This window comes from Pelatocladus sp. BLCC-F211 (assembly GCF_041928655.1).
In the GTDB taxonomy this organism is placed as follows: Bacteria; Cyanobacteriota; Cyanobacteriia; order Cyanobacteriales; family Nostocaceae; genus Pelatocladus.
The window spans coordinates 1-18,284 of sequence record NZ_JBHFLM010000038.1 but is presented as its reverse complement, the minus strand read 5'-3'; the positions used below and the strand labels follow the sequence as shown (position 1 = coordinate 18,284).

Sequence of the window (18,284 nt, the reverse complement as noted above, 5' to 3'; positions counted from 1 at the left end):
CCCCTGCCTCTTCTGCTGGCGATGTCGGGTGGGGTAGTTTATACACCCGATGGTGAGGCGGCGGTTTCCGATGAGGGAGTAAGAACAGCTAGTTGGAAAAATTCTTTCAGGCTTTTGTGTCCACTTACTGCATATGCATTCATCACTCTGTTACTTTTATTTACTTAAGGCGTTGCACATCTCGTGGGGTTAATCGACAACTGTTGCCATAAATTCCTTCCTATCCTCGTGACAAATTTGTTGCATAATATTGCGCCCCGACATAGCAACAATCGGCACACTTCCACCTGGTTCCACCCATTGACCGATCGCGTAAAAATTATCCAAACCCGGTAATTTCTTCTCAATCCCAGCTATCATCAAAAACATAGTTTCTTTGGTCAACAACCAACCGCAGTTGGAACCTTGCCAATTACCCGTGTAGCGTTCGTAGCTCAAAGGTGTGGCGACATCGATAAACTCAATATCTGCTTTAATTCCTGGATAAAATTGTTCTAATTGGTCGATGAGAATTTGCGATTCCTGGATTTGTTCGGCATCGTAAATTGAACGTCCGTAAATACGCTGCCAATAATCGTAGGGTGTATCCAACATGACAATCATCACTGATTTTCCCGCAGGAGCGAGGGAAGGGTCGAAGCAGTAGTGTTTTACGCCGATTTCGTAGCGTTTTTCTCCCGCGATCGCAATCGGTTGTTCGAGTAAATATGTTACCCAGTGAGGTTCTTTTGATAAATCGCGGTTTACACCCAGGGATACTTGGAGTTGGGAATGTACGGGGAGATGACCGTCGTATAATTTCTTGATTTTTTTGTTTAAGTATTTCCCCTCCAACAGGTTAAAAATTGTCCCGCGTCCGTCACAAGCGGAGATGACACGATGAGCGCGGTATTCTTGGTTGTTGTATAGTCGCACACCTACGGCTCGGTCATTTTCCACGAGAATCCGCTCGACTTGGGCAGAATAGTGGATTTTTCCACCCAATTCTAAATAACGTTTTTCAAGCGATCGCGCAAATTCTAAGGATGCACCGACGGGGAAACCAGCATTTTTGTTATGCATATAGGCAAGAAGCGACATCCCCACCATCATCGGGATACTTTTCCAAGCAAACATTTGGGGAATAGCGAGGCGTAAAAATGGGTCATGGAAACGTTTGGCAAATTCTTCAGCCGAAATATTGCCCCATTTATTCAATAAACCCAGAAATGGCAGCATTTTTCGACTCAGATGCAGCCAATCACCCCAATTCATCAGAGTTTTCGGCTTTTGCTGGAGTAGGGACATATCGAACTCGGTAAAATCCCAAATACCTGCACAAAATTGTTTGATGAGTTTACTGTCATCGGGTGAGAGGTCAAGTAGATGACGTTCGAGTCGATCAGGGTCGGTATAAACAATCAGAGTTTTTCCATCTGGTGCGACAACCCGCATAAATTCATCATGATCGATAAATTTACGACCTTGAACAGCTCCCAGTTCTTCCCACATCCGATAAAACGGTTGGTTTTTATCCGAACCAAACAGGTAATGAATGCAACCATCAAAGGTATAACCCTTACGATTCCACGCAGTACACAAACCACCAGGAAGATTGTGCATCTCAAAAATTTCGGTGTGATAGCCGTTCATTTGCGCGTAGCAACCAGCACTCAGCCCAGCTATTCCGGCACCAATAATAATGATGTCGATGGAAGAATTCGTCATGGTGGGTAATCGCCTGTAATATCCGACCATGATTTGAGCTTAAGGGAAAAAGTTGAGGATATTGTGAGCTTGTATCAACCAGCTGATTTCTATCCACAGATACTCGCGTTGGTTCTCCAATCTCTATCCATTCATCTGGGTGAGGTGCAAGTTTTTTAATGACGTTAGTAAATAGTTGTTTTCTTGAAACTTGTAAGCTATTTTACTACTTCTGCTTGCGGCTGTAGTTTAGGATTTGGCGAGTGTACAGCTTGACCGGTTAAAATTCCAATACCTAACAGTGCAATTAATCCACCAACCACAGCACGAACGGGTACAGCTTTATGCTTGCTCAAACCGTACTCGCGACCGTAGCGCTCAAATGCCCACCATAATAGTTGAAACTGCCAAGGATTTAAATCAAACCACTCACGCGATTTCACAAGCTTGAGATTACAATGCTTGAAATCATTGCATTATCAGAACTAGAGAGAGTGATTAAACAAATACGTCAACAATGGAAGAATGTGGAGATTTTAGTCCGTGGAGATAGTGCATATTCTAGGGAAGATATCATGACATGGTGTGAATCCCAAACGGGTGTAGATTATGTTTTTGGATTAGCACAAAACAGCCGTTTAATGCTCAAGTTGGGACTATTCGTACCAAGTTATTAAAGTTAGGAGCTTTGATTACTGTAAGCGCACGCCGCATTTTAATTGCGATTACTAGTTCTTGTCCATACAAACATATCTTTGCTACTGCTCATAGACGCTTAAAAATGCTCCCTAATACCGCTTAATTTAAATTGCCTTTTACTTATTTCTAATTAATGATACTTTAGACTTGGGTTGATTCAAGTCTTATTGTGGAATGTTTAATTTTATGAACAGAGCATTTTGATTTTAGAGGATGTTTGAAAAGTTCTTGACGGTAAGATTTTATGCCAATCGCCTCACCATAATCCGAATCATGGCAATGTAGATAAATGTCTCTGCGGTTTCAGGTAATAGCTCGTAGTCTTTGTTCAATCTCCGACACCCTTCGGGTTCGCCAGTCGCTACAACGGGGGGAACCCCCGCAACGCGCTGGCTCACCAAGTTAGCCAACCCAAGGTTCGCTCGACTACCCAACGCTTGGGTAACAATACAAACTTCTTGCTTTCTTTTGGTCGTATAACTACCTGTATAATCCAACGGCAGAAATCCATTACCCACTGCATGAATGGGTTCCCGTCAAAACCAGCATCTACCCATATTGTATGCAGTCGCGATACAGAAGGTTCCATTTGTTTGACCTTTTTGAGTACTTGTTTACCACCTTCACGTTCACCCACACTAGCCGCAGTAATTAATACCCGTAGTACTAAGCCTAAAGTATCTACTGTTACGAACCGTTTGCGTCCCTTGACCTTTTTACCTGCATCATAACCGACAGATAAACTCACCATCGCTGCACTTTTAATACTTTGGCTGTCCACAATAGCTTCAGACGGGCTTGGCGATCGCTCCGAAGCAACCCTAGTCCACTCTCGTAAGGAGTCATGCATTCTTATCCACGTTCCATCTTTACGCCAATTACGAAAGTATGTGTAAACGGTTTGCCAGTTTGGAAAGTCGCCAGGTAAGGCCCGCCACCGACACCCCTCGCACAGAACGTAAAAAATGGCGTTAAGCACCTCCCACATCTTCGCTTCTCTTGGACGACCACCTGGTAATGGTGCTGGAATCAAAGGTTCAATAAGTTCCCATTGGTCTTGGGTAAGGTTGGTAGAGTATGATTTACTCATTGCTCTCAGTGGTGCTGTTGTGTTTACTTATTTACCGATTAGCCCTGAGAGCTTTTTTTACTCAATTGCCGACTTTTCAAACATCCTCTAACAGTTGCGTTGAGCCACCGCAAATCACCTTTAGATACTAACCGCTCTCACCTCACCAAAAGTATCTTTGAGTAACTTATCGTCTAAATAGCACATTGGGTAAACCCGATCTATTGAATTCATTGTATACCCTGCTCGTCGCATCAGAGGACGGAGTATATGAGGGCGCTTGTTGAGCGAATTGGTATAGTGCTTGAATATGAGCTGGACAGTAGGTTTTGACTGCCTGAACTGTCACATTACCGAAAAATCGATATGCCTCATTTCTTCGCTCTGCACTAAATCGATTCATAGAAATCTCAGACTCAACATATTGTGCCCATTGTGCTGTCAATTCTGCAAAACTTCTGCCAGCGTTTAAGTCAGCACAAATTACCTGTGCAAGCTGATTTGTTCGCGGATCAGCTAAATTCTGAGCAGATGCTTTCTGTAAGAAGACTGGCGAAAGTGAGACTGCAAATCCAGTTGTAACCGCTATGAAAGTATGTGTAAGTTTCATGACGCTTCTTCCTTATTCTATAATTTCTTTCAGTATCTCAACTCAAAAATTGCTTGATTGGCTGACTATTAAAGTTAATCATTGTCTGAGAATAACTAGCAATAAACATCTAGTCACACTTTTTAGTATAAACAACTAAAATGATAACTTTTAATAAATATTGATAACTATTAATAACTATTAATAACAGTTGCAAACAGAAAAATTTTTGTTCTGTTATTTGGTTAGCTTTTTGATATCGAACTATGGTGCAACACAACTTTTCTATCTGTTCTGTATTTCCCACATCAGCCATTCTTTCTCTTGCTGCGTCAAAAACGAACCAAATTCAAAATATCTTTTTTCCTCAGGATTGATCTGTTCCTGCTGAAAGGGTTTATAACAAATTAGGATATGAGAAAAGTGATAACCTATGATATTTTCCAATTCCACCCTAATAATACCTGACTTAGGAAATTTGATTTTCCCAATACACCAATTAAGTAACCTTTTTTCTAAGCTGATATCATCTTGGTTAATTTGCAGCCGAGTAGTTGATACAGAATTTATAAAAAGAGTAATGAAAGTAAACAAAGGATTGTATACTAATAGTAGAAATAGTAGTTGAAATAGTAATTTAAGTAGTAATAGAAGTAATTTAAGTAGTAATAGAAGTAGTTGAAGTAGTAATAGAAGTAGTTGAAATAGTAGTTTAAATGGTAGCTGGCATAACCATATTAGGATTTCGCAGCAGTATCCTGTTGTCGGAAAATAAAAAGATATTTCAGATTCATTGAGCATGGAAGCTAATGCAAAAAAAGTATAAGCTAATGAAACAAACGCAATCATCAAATACAACAAGCCAGTCCACCCAAAAAAATCCAATAATATCACCCAAGAAATCAATCCAAAAACGCCAAAAAAAACTATGGAACAAAATAAAAAGATAAAGCTGTAATTGTTATATAAATATCCAGGCGGAATCTTGACAATTAAATTATTCTCTGTGCCACTCGAAATCAAATTACTTTTCTTTGGTAGCTGGGGTCTGAGTACTGTTTGACCTAATAAAGTTGCCAAGGCTACCTCTGCTGAAGAAAAACGGTCAATATTAACTGGTTCTAACATTCGTTCTAACCAGTTGGCAAAATCTTTGGAAACCTTAACGTGACGACGGAAATTGATTTTAAGTTGACGCTGTGGTAAATCAGCAGGTGATTTTCCCGTTAGCAAAAACAGTATTGTCGTTCCCAAACCATATAAATCAGTAGATGGAAAAGCTTTAGAGTGAAATTGTTCTGGTGCCATGTAGCCGAAAGTTCCTACTACTGTACTACCGCCAGTCACAGTATTATGATAGGTGTCCGTTACCGCTCCAAAATCTACTAGGAATAATCTCTTCCCAGCTTCTCTGTTATTATGAGAGGAGCAATCAATTTCCTTATTCCCTTGTGGGGAATCGAAAGATAAAATAATATTTTGCGGCTTAATATCACGATGAATAACTGGCGGTGTTAGTGAATGTAAATAAATCAAAATTTCCAAAATTTGAGCAGCTATTTGCCTAACTTCTCCTTCATGAGGACGCCAGCCATTTTCTACTAGCATCGCCAGAGAAGTTCCAGGTGCTAATTGTTGAGCAATGTAAAAAGAATGGTCAGAGTTAGTATCTGCTTGAAAATAATCCAAATAGCGAGGAATAGCTGGATGGTTTAGTTGAGAGAGAATTTTTGCTTCTCTTTCAAACAACTCCATCTTTTTCCAATCACTCATGTGGCGTAGTGATAAGACTTTCAGCGCGACTTGTTCACCGCTTTGTAAGTCAACGGCTGCGTAGGTAATACCGACTCCACCCTGTCCTAATTTACGTAGAATGCGATACCGTTGATTGATAATTTCTCCGGCTTGGTGCAATATTTCCATGTTTTTATGGTTATTATTTTGTTAGATTTATTACCGACTACCAGAATGTGAGCTATCTCCTTTCACGTGCTTCACGCTCTTCCCTTTCTTGCGCGGGAGTCCTGCCAAAATCATTCTTGGCATTAACATCAGCGCCCTTAGCAATCAACATTTCTACTATGTTTTGGTTATTTGCGAAATGGAGTGGAGTATAGCCATCCTTGCCTTTGGCATTGACATCAGCACCCTTAGCAATCAGTAGTTCTACAACTTCCTTGTTGTTGTATTCTGCTGCTTTATGTAGTGGAGTGTAGCCACCAAATTCATCCTTGGCATTGACATCAGCACCCTTGGTAATCAGTAGTTCTACAACTTCCTTGTTTTTATATCGTGCTGCTTCATGTAGTGGAGTGTAGCCACCAAATTCAGCCTTGGCATTGACATTAGCACCATTGGCAATCAGTAGTTCTACAACTTCCTCGTTACCGTGTTCTGCTGCTTTATGTAGTGGAGTATTGCCATTCTCATCCTTGGCATTGACATCGGCACCCTTAGCAAGCTGTTGTTTTATAACTTCCTTGTCACCTGTTACTGCTGCTTTAAGAAGTGTATTTGTGCCAGTAATGTTTTTCAAGTCCTTAAATCCAATAGTCCTTAAGATATTCGATTTGTAGGAATTTAAAAGTGTAATAATAGCAACAGCAGTAACAGCAACTCCGACTGCAACTATTTTTTTCCACTGAACAGATGTTTGCGATCGCACAGTTAACTTTCGCTTAAGCTGCAAAACTTCCAAGGCTTTCTGTGCTGAGGAGAAACGGTCTTCTGTATCTGGCTCTAACATTTTCTCTAGCCAGTCGGCAAATTCTTCGCTGATCTGCACGCGATCGCGAAAATTAATTTTTAACTCATCGTTTGACAAATCTGCGGGGGAATGGTGTGTCAAAAGAAATAATAAAGTTGCTCCTAATGCATATAAATCAGTCGCAGGTACAGCTTGTCCGCGAAACTGTTCGGGAGCCATATAACCATAAGTTCCTACTACCGTACTTCCCCCCATAAAAGTCGTGTAATAAGTATGTTGTACAGCACCAAAATCCACCAAAAACACCTGTCCATCGTCACGACGGATAATATTTTGCGGTTTGATATCTCGATGGACGACAGGAGGTTTAAGGGAATGCAAATAAACAAGAATTTCTAATACTTGTATGGCGATGCGTCGCACTTCATCTTCATGAGTGCGCCATCCACTCTCTACCAATGTCGCCAGAGACTGACCTTTTACCAGTTGTTGAGCAATGTAAAAAGAACTGTCTACGGGCGTTTCTATATGGAAGTATCCTAAATATTGGGGAATACGCGGATGATTGAGCTTTTCGAGAATTTTTGCTTCTCGCTCAAACAACTCCATCATTTTCCAATCAGTCATCCGGTGCAGTGAAAAGGCTTTGAGAGCAACTTGTTGATTGTTCTCTAAGTCTTGAGCCAGGTATGTTGTTCCACTTCCACCTTGTCCCAAGGTATCCAGAATGCGATACTTTTGGGCAATGATATCTTCTGTCCGGTGTAGCTGTTCCATACAGCTTCCATTTTGTGTTGAGGGTTGATTTTTTTAAATGCAATTAAAACTTAAGATCAGGGATGAAGCAAAGCTTTACCCCAGAACAGGCGATACTCACTTGACTCATACAAATGACTACGCTCAATTAATTTGATAATCGATAGTCGTTGAGCAAATTCTTCAACTCAAGTTTTATTTTACAACGGTCGATCGCTTCTTTATAATACGTGAGTCTGCTTGTGTCGAGCGCACTCATTGCAGCTTTGACATAATAGTTCATGGCTGCTTGCGGGTTTTGTTGCATCTCGTACATCCAACCGTACTGGCCGTAAATCACCTCTTTAGAGACGTTTGGTATGGTTAAAGCCATATCCAAATGCGCTTTGAGTTCATCAAAACGTCCGCCAGATGACAGTAAATAAGCGTAGTTGAGATACACAGGAGCGTAATCCGGTGCATATTTCATTGCATTCTTGTAACATTCTTCGGCATAGGTGTAGTTTTGGTATTGGGTTTCATAAATCCAGCCGAGGTAATTGTAAGCTTTACCGAACTGTGGATTGTATTGCAGAATTTTGAGCAACAATTCAACCCCTGCTTGTATTTGTCCGGCTTTGATTAAATTATCAGCTTGAGCCAACGTTGATTCGCATTCGAGCTGATCTCGGTCAAATCTGACATATTCCGTACTGTAGTTATTACCGCCAAATTCTTTCAAATCCATTGTTTTTCTCCTTGAGTTATTTGCAGAAGATGAAGACTGGTATTTAAACATACCAATGAATGAAATCGAGAACTTATAGCAAGTTTAGAAACCATTAGGTGCTGTAGAAACCATTGATGGTTAATTTAGTAAGAATAAAACTCTAATAATGGTTTGACAGCAAGGCTTACATCTCAATTTATCAACAGTAAATCATTGTTTCTGAATAACTAGCAATAAACATCTAGTAACACTTTTGAGAAAATAGTAACTGTTAATAAATGTTAATAACAAACAATAACAGTTCCCAACATAAAAATAATGTTTACAGCAATGTTTTAGATTTTTATTAAGTGGTGTAAACGAACAACCAAATCTTGTTTATATTGTTGAGATAGGAATCCGGTTCGATTCGTACACTTACTCGTATAGACTCTGAAATATTAGCAGCCAAGAAGGGAATTAGAGATATACAGAGTTTTTAAGCGCAAAGCGCAGGCCACGCCAACAAAAATCAAATAGGAGTTCTATATTCCTCCAATTTAGAGGTATGAGAATGAATCAGATTATAAGTAATAATCACTTTTTACAAAAAAAGTTTTTAGAAACTATCCTACAGCAACTCCCCTTTAAAGGCGGTATTGCTAGCTGTTTGTTTCGGCTACGCTATAACCCGAATAATCACAATCTAACTCTGACAGAAATTGCCCAGCGAATCATAAAAGATGAAAAGCAGGTATTTGAAGAAAGTGGTATTAATCCCATTGCTGCAAGAGTTACTAAAAAAATAACAGAGACATTCAAGCAAGAAATGCAACGAGATGGCATAGATGTTTTGGAAAATCCTGACTATCAATTAACCTATCAATGGTTATGGGAGAAAAAATTTCCTCGAATGGCATGGGAATTGTCTAGGAATATAGCTCTTTATGCTTTGGAGGAATTAAAGATGATAGATATTGAAACAAGACGAGAAACAAGAAGATTAGATTTAGATGGAGAAATTCCGCCTGATAATCATGACATTAAGCTAGGACAACGCTATCGCTTGCAAATCAATTTTCCGTATATAGGAAAAAGTATATTATTAATTAATGAGGATGGAGAAGGAAATAAATTTCTCATTTGTCCTTCCAAAGCCTTTGCAGAAGTTCCTTATACCTTATTATCTGAAGGGCTTCATTTCCCACCTGATGATCAAAAACCAGGACGAGCTAAATCTTTGAAATTTCTCACAGAAGGATCAGAATATTTTCTAGCTCTTGTCACAGAAAAACCAATAGAGTTGTCTTGGGTTAATTGGGAGTCTCCTGCTAAAGATATTAAGTTAAACCGAGAACGTCTTGAGGAGATATTTATTCAAGTAGGTCAGCAGAGTGGTAGCCAAGTTTTTTATAAGAAATTTAAGGTAGTAAAATAACATTTTTTGTCGCAACGATTCTGTAATCAAGCAAAATTTAAATGACAAGTAAAGATGAGGGGAGTTAGGATGAACCAGGATAAATTTAGTTTTATAAGATTTATTTTTGTCATCTTCATTGGGATTATTCCCTATCAAGCATTGGGTATGAATGGGTTTCGTCCTCAACCCAAAGAAAACTACAGAGCCATTGAATTAGTCAGTGTCAATGAGATGTATCTAGGCAAAACTGATTTTAATCCTAATTTAGTCTTGGCTGACAGCAACCTAGCAAATGATAATAGTCAGACAGGAAAAACAGAACAAACAAATCAGGGATTGTTTATTGTTGGAGGAATTTTAGTCTTGCTCATAGCCTTTTTTATCATCAAGAAATTGATGAAAGATAATCAGGCTTTAGATTACTACAATGGAGGGGTCGAGCATCGTCAACCAAGCGATTCGCCTTAATCCTAATTTGGCTTAGGCTTAAGCTGTTGTGCATTTAAATTACCTATTACTGGTTACGCCGTTTTGAATAATGATGATAACGCTCATTTCGATAATTCATAAAATTTGCTTATAGCGAATATAAATTTTCAAATTTGGATAGCAATTATGAATATTATTTTTTTTGCAGCTGTAGTTATTTTCGGTTTAATAGCATGGTTTCTGTTTGAGCGAAGAACAAACAGCAATAATTCTGCTGACCATGCTAATTCTCTTGAAGATTTAGCCTTTTCATATCAATCAAAAGGTGAATATGCTCAAGCCGAATCTTTGTATCGAGAAGCTATAAAAAATTATGCGAAAGCTTTAGGAAATGAACATCCCCGTTATGCCACTTCCTTAAATAATTTAGGTACACTTTATAAATTAATGGGAAGGTATGCCGAAGCTGAATTATTCATGAAAGAAGGTACAAATATATTTGCCAAAGTTTTGGGACGTGAAAATTACTTCTATGCTACTTCTATGATGAATTTAGGTAGCTTATACGAGTCGATGGGGAGGTATGCTGAAGCTGAATACCTATTGCGAGAAAGTCAAGAAATTTATACCAAAATTATAGGAACAGACAACCCTAATTATATCGCTGCTTTGAATGGTTTAGCCCTAGTATATGAAGCGATGGGGCGATATGCTGAAGCTGAACCTTTGTATCAAGAGTCGTTAGAGATTGGTTCCAGAGTCTTAGGAACTGCCCATCCTACCTATGCTACAATCCTAAATAATTTAGCCGCGTTATATCGATTAATGGGGAGATATACTGAGGCTGAACCCCTGTATCTACAAGCTCAAGCGATTAATGCCACAGCTTTAGGAACTGAGCATCGTGAGTATGCTACTTCTCTTAATAATTTAGCTATTTTATATGAGTCAATGGGGAGATATGCTGAAGCCGAACCACTTTATCATAAATCTCTAAAAATTCAAGCGAAAGTGATAGGAAATGAACATCCTAACTATGCTGCTTCTCTTATTAGTTTAGCCAATTTATATAGATTAATGGGAAAGTATGCCAAAGCTGAACCTTTATATCTTCAATGTCTAAAAATTCAAGCGAAAGTGCTAGGAACTGAACATCCTAGTTCTAGTCAATCTTTGAATAGTTTAGCTACATTATATGAGTCAATGGGAAGATATAATCAAGCTGAACCCTTATTTATTCAAGCTTTAGATATTAATGCCAAAATTTTAGGAACTGACCATCCTGATTATGTTCCTCCTCTAAATAATTTAGCCCTGTTATATACGTTAATGGGTCGATATGATCAAGCTGAATCATTATACCTTCAAGCCATAGAAATTCGAGGTAAAACACTAGGAACTGACCATCCTCACTACGCTCTTTCTCTAGGAACTTTAGCCGAGTTATATATGTTCATGGGGAGGTATACAGAATCTAAGTCTTTGTATCTCCAAGCTTTAGAGATTGTAGCTAAAGTGCTAGGAACTGACCATCCTAATTATGCTACTAATTTGAATAACTTAGGTTGGTTATATTATTTAATGGGATGGTACGATGAGGCAGAACCTCTCTATATTCAAGCTTTAGAAATTCACTCCAAAGCTGTAGGAACTGCTCATTTGGATTCGGCTCCTATTCTTAGTAATTTAGCTTTGCTATATAAATCAACCGGAAGGTATACCGAAGTTGAACCTTTGTATCAAAAAGCGTTAAAAATTACAGCTAAATCTTTAGGTAATACTCACCCTGACTATGCTACATTTCTCTTTAATTTAGCTCAGTTATATCATTCAATGAGAATGGAAACTGAAGCTGAATCTTTGTATCATCAAGCTTTAGAAATTAGAGCTAAAGTACTAGGAATTGAACATCCTGACTATGCTATTTCTCTAGAGGGTTTAGCCATATTGTATAAATCAATGGGGCGGTATGCCGAAGCTGAACCTCTACTTCGAGAAGGTAAAGAAATTTTTGCAAAAATTCTTGGTATCGAGCATCCTAACTATGCCATTTCTCTGATGAGTTTAGCTTTATTGTATGCTGCAAATGACTGCTCACAAGAAGCTTTAGTACTTATGCAGGAGTCAGCAGACATCGATTTAAAAACGATTTCCCAAATCTTTAGCATTAGTACGGACAATCAACGCCTTACTTATTTGCAACAAAACTACGATAATTTAGAGTCTTTTCTCTCCCTCGTTTCCCAACACTTTCTCAACTCCCCTGAAGCCATACAATCTGCTTATAACCTAGTACTAAGGCGCAAAGCGATCGCCACAGAAACCACCATCCTACAAAAGATAGCCCTCTTATCAGAACAATATTCCCACCTCGCCCCCAAACTCGAACAATGGCGACAAGTTAGACAACAACTGGCTAAACGCTGTTTTGATATCCCCACTCCCGAACAATCTGCCTACTACCAAAGCGAAATCGACTCCCTCAGACAACAAGCACAAACCCTAGAACGAGAACTCAATATCCCAGAACTTAACCTGCAAAAAGAACTGCAAAACGCAAACCATAGCACTATCGCCTTGGAATTACCCGAAGGAACAACTTTAGTGGAGTTTGTGCGCTTTAATGTCCCTAATTTTCAAGCAATTTCTGCTAATGGCGACTCTCACTGGTTTCCCCCTCGCTACGTCGCTTTTATCCTACCCGCCAAAGAACCAGAACGCTTAAAAATGGTTGATTTAGGAGAAGCGGAACCTATAGACCTCTTAGTGAGAGATTTTCGGGTGTCAACAGAAGGAGGACGAGGATTTGATTTAGATGAAATTGTGGAAGAAGATGAAATTGATCCAAAAATTGAATTGCGCTCTCTTGTTTTTGACAAACTCAAACCTCATCTGAGCAAAGACTTATTCATCTGTCCCGATGGTGAACTCAACTGCTTACCCTTTGAAGTGCTACCTACTGATGAGGGACGCTATTTAATGGATGAATATAACTTCAACTTTCTCAGCGTCGGACGAGATATTTTACGCTTCAAATCCCAAATTCCCGCCACAGTTACCAAACCCCTCGTTATCGCTAACCCTGATTATAATCTAACGGCTAAAGGCAGCGCTTCCCCTCCTGTTGTCGGAGAAAGAACAATCCTGTACCAGAAGCTAGCCTCCTCAAGAGGCGGACAGGTTTTCTCACCCCTACCTGGAACCGAAATCGAAGGTGAAAAAATTGCCAAACTGCTAGGAGTCAAGGCAGTTATGCAAGCTCAAGCCTTAAAATCCCTTGTATCACAAACCAAAAGCTGTCCTTACATTCTTCATATTGCTACTCACGGCTATTTCCTGGAAAATATACAACCGCAACAAGAAGAAAGAATTAGACAAAATTTCTTATTATTAAATCTTTCCGCATCAGAACGCTTCCAATTAGGTAGTAGCCAAAATCCCCTTCTACGTTCGGGATTAGCTTTCGCTGGCGCTAATACTATGCTCAATGGAAAGGCACTACCAGAAGCAGCCGAAGATGGGTTATTAACCGCTTTAGATGTGCAATCGCTAAATTTAGGCGGAACAGAATTAGTCGTCACTTCCGCCTGTGAAACTGCTTTGGGAGCTGTTTTTAATGGGGAAACCGTCGTCGGATTGCGCCGTTCGTTTATCCAAGCAGGCGCAAAAACAGTAGTGATGAGTCTTTGGAGAGTTGATGATTTTGCCACAGCAATTTTGATGGAACGTTTTTATTATTACCTCCTGCAATCCCGACTCAGCAAAGCTGAAGCCTTGAAACAAGCTAAGTACGATGTACGAAATATGACAATTGCTCAAATGCGCTCCCAGTGGTTGACAGAATCAGCGATAGAATGGGCGCAAACGCACAGTCAAGCCATTGCTGACCATTTACGTCAATTAAGTCAAAAATCCGATTCGGAACGTCCTTATGAGCATCCTTATTATTGGGCAGCGTTTATTTGCTTGGGGAATCCAGCCCAATACGCTTCGGTTAAGCTCTAAGCAGTATTGAGTACAGAAAAGGTGAGTGTTTCAAGTTTGACTCCCGCTCCCTTGTATATGGGTTTCTTGTCAGGAAACTTAGCTGCCAAGAACCTTAATTTGAGCCAACAATTTTCTTGTTTGCAAGCCGGAGCGTTTATGTTTGCGAGCCGCAACACCTACAGGTTCATCCTCAATAGAAATCGCTTCTATGTTTGTAATGGCAGGTTTCCCCACATCGGCAGTAATTTCCTCTAGGAAAATTTGGGCATCTGGTTCTGTGGAAGCCTTGTAAATCCTACCGTCGTCAGCTTGGACTAAAAAGCCTGTGCCTTGAGCCTGGATAATAAGGAATTGACCAACAACCTTAGAGCGATCGCTTGTCCGCACTCCTTTAATATTGGCTTTGATAAGGTGAGTTGAACCGCTTTCGTTCGCTCTTTTCAACTTGTCAGCTGTCAGTGATTTGCCCTCCAGGTCTTCGGTAGGAATGTCGAATTGTCCAGCAATTTCCAAAAGCATCTGTTTGGGTGTTGCAGGCTCAATAAACGCCACCATAAAGCCGTCATCCTGTAATTTCTCAACTACAGCACTTGCTAGTACAGATTTACCACTGCCATCTTCGCCGGCGATTAAAATTGCACCATTAGCTAAGAGTGAGGCTGTAGTGCGGTTTAATTCCGCCTGTCTGTAAATCTTAAATTCCCCTGGCGTGGGTATAGTGCTAAGTTCTGAGTCCTGAGTCTCGTTTTTCTTAGAGGAAAGTTTAGGGAATAGTGCAATTGCTCCACTTATCCCTAATGCTAATAGCGAGAAGGGATTAAGCCCATTGATTGCGATAAATGCGCCAGTTGCTACCATTCCTAAGAATTTCAGGCCGCGCTTATAGAACCCATTGCAATATTGATCAACGAGTCCGCGTATGCGAAAGGGTCAACACTGGGCATCTCCCCCGATTCTTTAATCTTCTGCTTTAGGTCGTCTGATAGTAGTTCGGGATTTTCAATGAAGTGTCTGGCCAAGATATTTTCTGCAATCATTACCCCAGCTGCTTTGTTTTGAGCAGATTGCACGATTGCATTAACATCATCTACTTGTTGGGAGGACTGCGTTCGCGAAGCGACTCCCTCCTGGGAGTATCGCTTTTGTTTGGGTGAGTACCCTGGCGTTGTAACTTGTGGTGTTGTGACTTGGGTCGTCTCGGCAACTGTCAGGGACGTTGTTGTAGCGGTTGGCAAAGGGTCTTCTTCTACTTCGACTGGTCCAGACGGTTCCGGTATCGGATAACCTTCCATCTTTCCGGTCGCCTGGATGTGGTCGTGTAGTCCGTCCATGTGCGCTACTTGGTCAGCATCCAGATAAGCTTTCTTGCCTATCTTCCAAGTCTTTATCTGGAGGTAACGCATTCGGGCGTACAGTGGATCTCGCCCGATGTCATATTTTTTTTGTAATTCTAATATAGAAATTTTTAAAAAAATATCATTATTCTGTCTGTCGTCCGCCGGACAAATCTCACTGTCTGCCGGATGAGAAGTGAGATTTTGCACATTGTCTGGTGGGTTGTCTGCCATAGACACGGTATTGTCTGGCATACTGTCTGCCAAATTGGGGTAAAAGTAACCAAGACACATTTTGCCGCCATGCAAAGCTTGAAAGGTTTGCTATGAAGGAGTTACAGAAATAAAATAGCTCTTTTCATCAAAAAACGGAGAAAAAGCTGGTTTTGACTGTACCAATAAAAGTCTAAGTTACTTGACACAGGATTTGGGAACGTAGCCACAAGGGTTTCAGGCTACAAAAATTAGAGGGGTTCAAATGGTACGGCTAAAAGTAGTGGATCTGGTCTGTCAAATCCTAAATTTTAGGTAAAAATTAGTTTTTTTCTAAAACAAGCTTCTGAGTAAGGTTTACAGACGATGCATGGCGGCAAAATGCGCTTTGGCTACTTTTCCCCCTAATTGGCTCAAAAAAAGCAATTGGTATGGCTGTGCGTTCTGTTAACAAACAGCAGCGTTATACCCAGCTTGCTAAAAGGTTGATTCAGGTGGGATTGACAAGTTAAAACATTGCCACAGTGCGATCGCTGTTGCTGATAACAGAGGATAATCGATAGCGATCACCTATCATCAAACTATCCGTGACAGACACCCCAATTGTGCTCAATAAGACTGTGTAGGGCGCGGTGGTGGGATCGCTCTTTGGATTTGACTTTTGCTATAAGTGACCCAAAGCGTTTTGGGTCAATCTTGTCCTAGAAATTCTTCTATTTGAGCTAGTAATTTCTCAGCTGACTGAAGTCGTTCTGGCTCCTTTTCAATTTTTTTTAGTAACTTTTTGAATTGTTTGTAAGTATTATCTAATCGAGTTTGAATCGGATTTTCTAAGTTCGGATTGATATTTTTGACACGTTCCTTAATTTCTGTCAAGGAAAGACTGTTAGCGATTGCTAATGATAAAAGTTCTTGTCGAATATTAGAATCCTTAACTTTGGCAATCTCTAATGCCTTAGTATATTCAATTTTTCCTTGACGGATAGCTTCTAGAATCTCTTTGGGTTTTTTTAACAATGGTAGTCTAGTCTTGACAAAAGATTCCCAGGTAATGCCACCAGAAAACGCAAAGACTGCCTGTACAGTTTCAAATTGGGGATGCTCTAAAACGCTTTGACTACCCGACCGACGCTTGAGATTATCTAATTGGTATAGCAGACTTACGGCTTCTTCAACAGTTCCTTCAATACTTACAGCAAGAAGTTTGAGTGTGCCATCCAAATCTTCTAAGGCACTAAAATCTCGACGATTTTTATTTTCTGCAAGTGATGCTTTAAAAGCTTCAAGATCACTCCAGTTAAAAATTCGCACAGGTAGTGGATCAATGTCTGCTACTTCGGAGCCGTGGTAGCGACGTTTGCCAGCAACCAGTTCATATTCATCTGGTTCGCCATTGGGTAGTGGACGAACCCATAATGGAGAATGAATTCCATTAATTTTCAGGTCATGCAGTGCCCAAGTTTTCAAATCATCCTGATTGTAGTAATAGCGAACGGCTTGTCTACCTGGGACAAAGCTAAAAGTTAGATGAATTTTATGACGAGCTACCCACACTACAGAAGAATCACTGCTTGCTTCATTTTGCTTGCTCTGACTGACTTCAAGCTCAGGAGTGAAGCTTAAAATCTGTTTTAAATTAGCAAGTCTTTGATTGGTTGCAGCTTTGCTAGTTCCTTCCAATCTTCCCATGCTTTTTTTCCTCCTCGTTTAATTTCATAGACTGGTTTGCCCTCAGCTGCTGCATGTTCATAAACTTTCAACCGTTGGATTCCTTGTTTTAACACAGGTAGACCTTGCTCTTTTAGTGTACGAAAAGCAATTTCTCCATCCGGCTCTGTCGATGGAGGTACAACAGTCAGTAAAACATGGTATTCCGTTTTTGGCGGAAAACTTTGAACCATCATATTCAAAGCACTTATTGACAGAGCTGAAGGAGTTGTGACTGCTAGAAGCAAATCACATCCCTCAACTAATTCTTTAATCTCAGCAGCAGTTGGTCGAGCAGGAGTGTCAATGATTATAAAATCAAATTTTTCTTTTGCCATTAATCGAGTAGCAGTATTTTCCGTCGCAACTTGAAAGGGGAGAGAGCCGCGAGACCCCCAAACAGATGCTGAACGATTGGGGTCGTAGTCTATGAGCAAAACTTTGTATCCTTTCTGAGCAAAAAGGCACCCAAGGCAGACTGCTGAGGTAGTTTTACCTACTCCCCCTTTAAATGCAGTCAGTGTTACGAATTTCGTCGTCAAAATTCTGCTCCCGTTACTCCTGGATGAAAAAATTCTAACTTGCTCTTGTACAGTTGTTGAGTTTCACCAACTCATGTTTACTGCATAAGCACCCGCGCAGGAATAAGTTGGTCAGGCTTGGCAGCGCCCGGTAGGGCGCTGCCCCCTCTACGAGGGATTTTGAATGAGTTGAATAAATATAAGCCTGACCAACTTATTTTTGCTCAATCCCTAACAAGGGCAAATCTTAGAAAAAGTGGAGGCTTCAGCAAGAAGCTCTTGAGCAGGTAGGGAGATAAATTCTCCCCCTTGCATCTTCAAGCCTCCCTTTTTTCTAAGGGATCTCCAAAAAATAAAATATCCAGCCCTATCAAATATATTTTGGCTCAACCCAAGAATTGGTGAGCGTTCCGCCCTTCAGGCGGAACGCGAGGGCTGGATATTTTATTAATTGGAAAGGCCTAAGCGCTAAATGCGTC

14 protein-coding genes and 2 pseudogenes are annotated in these 18,284 nt (G+C 40.2%); 5 read left to right on the top strand and 11 right to left on the bottom strand.

The features are described 5' to 3' along the window. Positions 1-189 precede the first annotated feature (189 nt). Both ACE1AT_RS03485 and ACE1AT_RS03480 read right to left on the bottom strand, forming a co-directional pair. On the bottom strand, positions 190-1,707 hold the full coding sequence (locus tag ACE1AT_RS03485; RefSeq protein ID WP_374865916.1) for a phytoene desaturase family protein: 1,518 nt from the start codon (positions 1,705-1,707) through the stop codon (positions 190-192). A gap of 197 nt (positions 1,708-1,904) precedes the next feature. Beyond that, positions 1,905-2,129, bottom strand: coding sequence for a hypothetical protein (locus ACE1AT_RS03480; protein ID WP_374865915.1), 225 nt, complete (start codon positions 2,127-2,129; stop codon positions 1,905-1,907). A 30-nt stretch (positions 2,130-2,159) separates the two neighbouring features. On the opposite strand from ACE1AT_RS03480, the pseudogene ACE1AT_RS03475 reads away from it, so the two are divergent. Together ACE1AT_RS03475 and ACE1AT_RS03470 are read left to right on the top strand one after the other, a co-directional pair. Beyond that, a pseudogene (locus ACE1AT_RS03475) lies at positions 2,160-2,336 on the top strand (transposase); the annotation flags it as partial. Between the two features lie 38 nt (positions 2,337-2,374). After that, positions 2,375-2,488, top strand: a complete 114-nt coding sequence (locus ACE1AT_RS03470; RefSeq protein ID WP_374865914.1) for a hypothetical protein — start codon at positions 2,375-2,377, stop codon at positions 2,486-2,488. 139 nt (positions 2,489-2,627) lie between these two features. Here the strand turns inward: ACE1AT_RS03470 and ACE1AT_RS03465 are convergent. The 5 genes and pseudogenes from ACE1AT_RS03465 to ACE1AT_RS03445 form a co-directional block, all read right to left on the bottom strand. Continuing rightward, positions 2,628-3,475 (bottom strand): annotated as a pseudogene (locus ACE1AT_RS03465) (IS5 family transposase). A 166-nt stretch (positions 3,476-3,641) separates the two neighbouring features. Continuing rightward, a complete protein-coding gene (locus tag ACE1AT_RS03460; protein ID WP_374865913.1) occupies positions 3,642-4,064 on the bottom strand; it encodes a hypothetical protein in 423 nt (140 codons plus the stop codon). A gap of 264 nt (positions 4,065-4,328) precedes the next feature. Next, the gene (locus ACE1AT_RS03455) at positions 4,329-5,966 is read right to left on the bottom strand and encodes a serine/threonine protein kinase (protein WP_374865912.1); all 1,638 of its coding nucleotides are present in this window, start codon (positions 5,964-5,966) and stop codon (positions 4,329-4,331) included. Between the two features lie 52 nt (positions 5,967-6,018). Next, complete coding sequence (locus ACE1AT_RS03450) at positions 6,019-7,527, bottom strand: ankyrin repeat domain-containing protein (protein ID WP_374865911.1); 1,509 nt, start codon at positions 7,525-7,527, stop codon at positions 6,019-6,021. Between the two features lie 127 nt (positions 7,528-7,654). Next, positions 7,655-8,284: a hypothetical protein gene (locus tag ACE1AT_RS03445; protein ID WP_374865910.1), complete on the bottom strand. Its 630-nt coding sequence runs from the start codon at positions 8,282-8,284 to the stop codon at positions 7,655-7,657. 484 nt (positions 8,285-8,768) lie between these two features. Between ACE1AT_RS03445 and ACE1AT_RS03440 the strand changes: the two genes are divergently transcribed. From ACE1AT_RS03440 to ACE1AT_RS03430, 3 genes are all read left to right on the top strand, one after another. Beyond that, positions 8,769-9,632 (top strand): hypothetical protein, encoded by an 864-nt coding sequence (locus ACE1AT_RS03440; protein ID WP_374865909.1) that lies wholly within the window; start codon positions 8,769-8,771, stop codon positions 9,630-9,632. Positions 9,633-9,701: 69 nt separating this feature from the next. Further along, positions 9,702-10,082, top strand: a complete 381-nt coding sequence (locus ACE1AT_RS03435) for a hypothetical protein (RefSeq protein ID WP_374865908.1) — start codon at positions 9,702-9,704, stop codon at positions 10,080-10,082. 147 nt (positions 10,083-10,229) lie between these two features. Continuing rightward, positions 10,230-14,048, top strand: coding sequence for a tetratricopeptide repeat protein (locus ACE1AT_RS03430; protein ID WP_374865907.1), 3,819 nt, complete (start codon positions 10,230-10,232; stop codon positions 14,046-14,048). A gap of 78 nt (positions 14,049-14,126) precedes the next feature. On the opposite strand, the gene ACE1AT_RS03425 is transcribed toward ACE1AT_RS03430, so the two are convergent. The 4 genes from ACE1AT_RS03425 to ACE1AT_RS03410 form a co-directional block, all read right to left on the bottom strand. Further along, positions 14,127-14,888 carry an AAA family ATPase gene (locus ACE1AT_RS03425; RefSeq protein ID WP_374865906.1) on the bottom strand — a complete coding sequence of 254 codons (762 nt, stop codon included), beginning with the start codon at positions 14,886-14,888 and terminating at the stop codon, positions 14,127-14,129. Positions 14,889-14,899: 11 nt separating this feature from the next. Next, a complete protein-coding gene (locus ACE1AT_RS03420) occupies positions 14,900-15,619 on the bottom strand; it encodes a hypothetical protein (RefSeq protein ID WP_374865905.1) in 720 nt (239 codons plus the stop codon). 648 nt (positions 15,620-16,267) lie between these two features. After that, positions 16,268-17,266 (bottom strand): ParB/RepB/Spo0J family partition protein, encoded by a 999-nt coding sequence (locus ACE1AT_RS03415; RefSeq protein ID WP_374865904.1) that lies wholly within the window; start codon positions 17,264-17,266, stop codon positions 16,268-16,270. Next, on the bottom strand, positions 17,209-17,826 hold the full coding sequence (locus ACE1AT_RS03410) for an AAA family ATPase (protein WP_374865903.1): 618 nt from the start codon (positions 17,824-17,826) through the stop codon (positions 17,209-17,211). The genes ACE1AT_RS03415 and ACE1AT_RS03410 overlap by 58 nt, the downstream gene beginning before the upstream one ends. Between the last annotated feature and the right edge of the window lie 458 nt (positions 17,827-18,284).

Coding starts and splice junctions, on each gene's coding strand:
- ACE1AT_RS03485 (WP_374865916.1), bottom strand. CDS start 1,707: ATGACGAATTCTTCCATCGACATCATTATTATTGGTGCCGGAATAGCT.
- ACE1AT_RS03460 (WP_374865913.1), bottom strand. CDS start 4,064: ATGAAACTTACACATACTTTCATAGCGGTTACAACTGGATTTGCAGTC.
- ACE1AT_RS03455 (WP_374865912.1), bottom strand. CDS start 5,966: ATGGAAATATTGCACCAAGCCGGAGAAATTATCAATCAACGGTATCGC.
- ACE1AT_RS03450 (WP_374865911.1), bottom strand. CDS start 7,527: ATGGAACAGCTACACCGGACAGAAGATATCATTGCCCAAAAGTATCGC.
- ACE1AT_RS03445 (WP_374865910.1), bottom strand. CDS start 8,284: ATGTTTAAATACCAGTCTTCATCTTCTGCAAATAACTCAAGGAGAAAA.
- ACE1AT_RS03440 (WP_374865909.1), top strand. CDS start 8,769: ATGAATCAGATTATAAGTAATAATCACTTTTTACAAAAAAAGTTTTTA.
- ACE1AT_RS03435 (WP_374865908.1), top strand. CDS start 9,702: ATGAACCAGGATAAATTTAGTTTTATAAGATTTATTTTTGTCATCTTC.
- ACE1AT_RS03430 (WP_374865907.1), top strand. CDS start 10,230: ATGAATATTATTTTTTTTGCAGCTGTAGTTATTTTCGGTTTAATAGCA.
- ACE1AT_RS03425 (WP_374865906.1), bottom strand. CDS start 14,888: ATGGTAGCAACTGGCGCATTTATCGCAATCAATGGGCTTAATCCCTTC.
- ACE1AT_RS03420 (WP_374865905.1), bottom strand. CDS start 15,619: ATGCCAGACAATACCGTGTCTATGGCAGACAACCCACCAGACAATGTG.
- ACE1AT_RS03415 (WP_374865904.1), bottom strand. CDS start 17,266: ATGGGAAGATTGGAAGGAACTAGCAAAGCTGCAACCAATCAAAGACTT.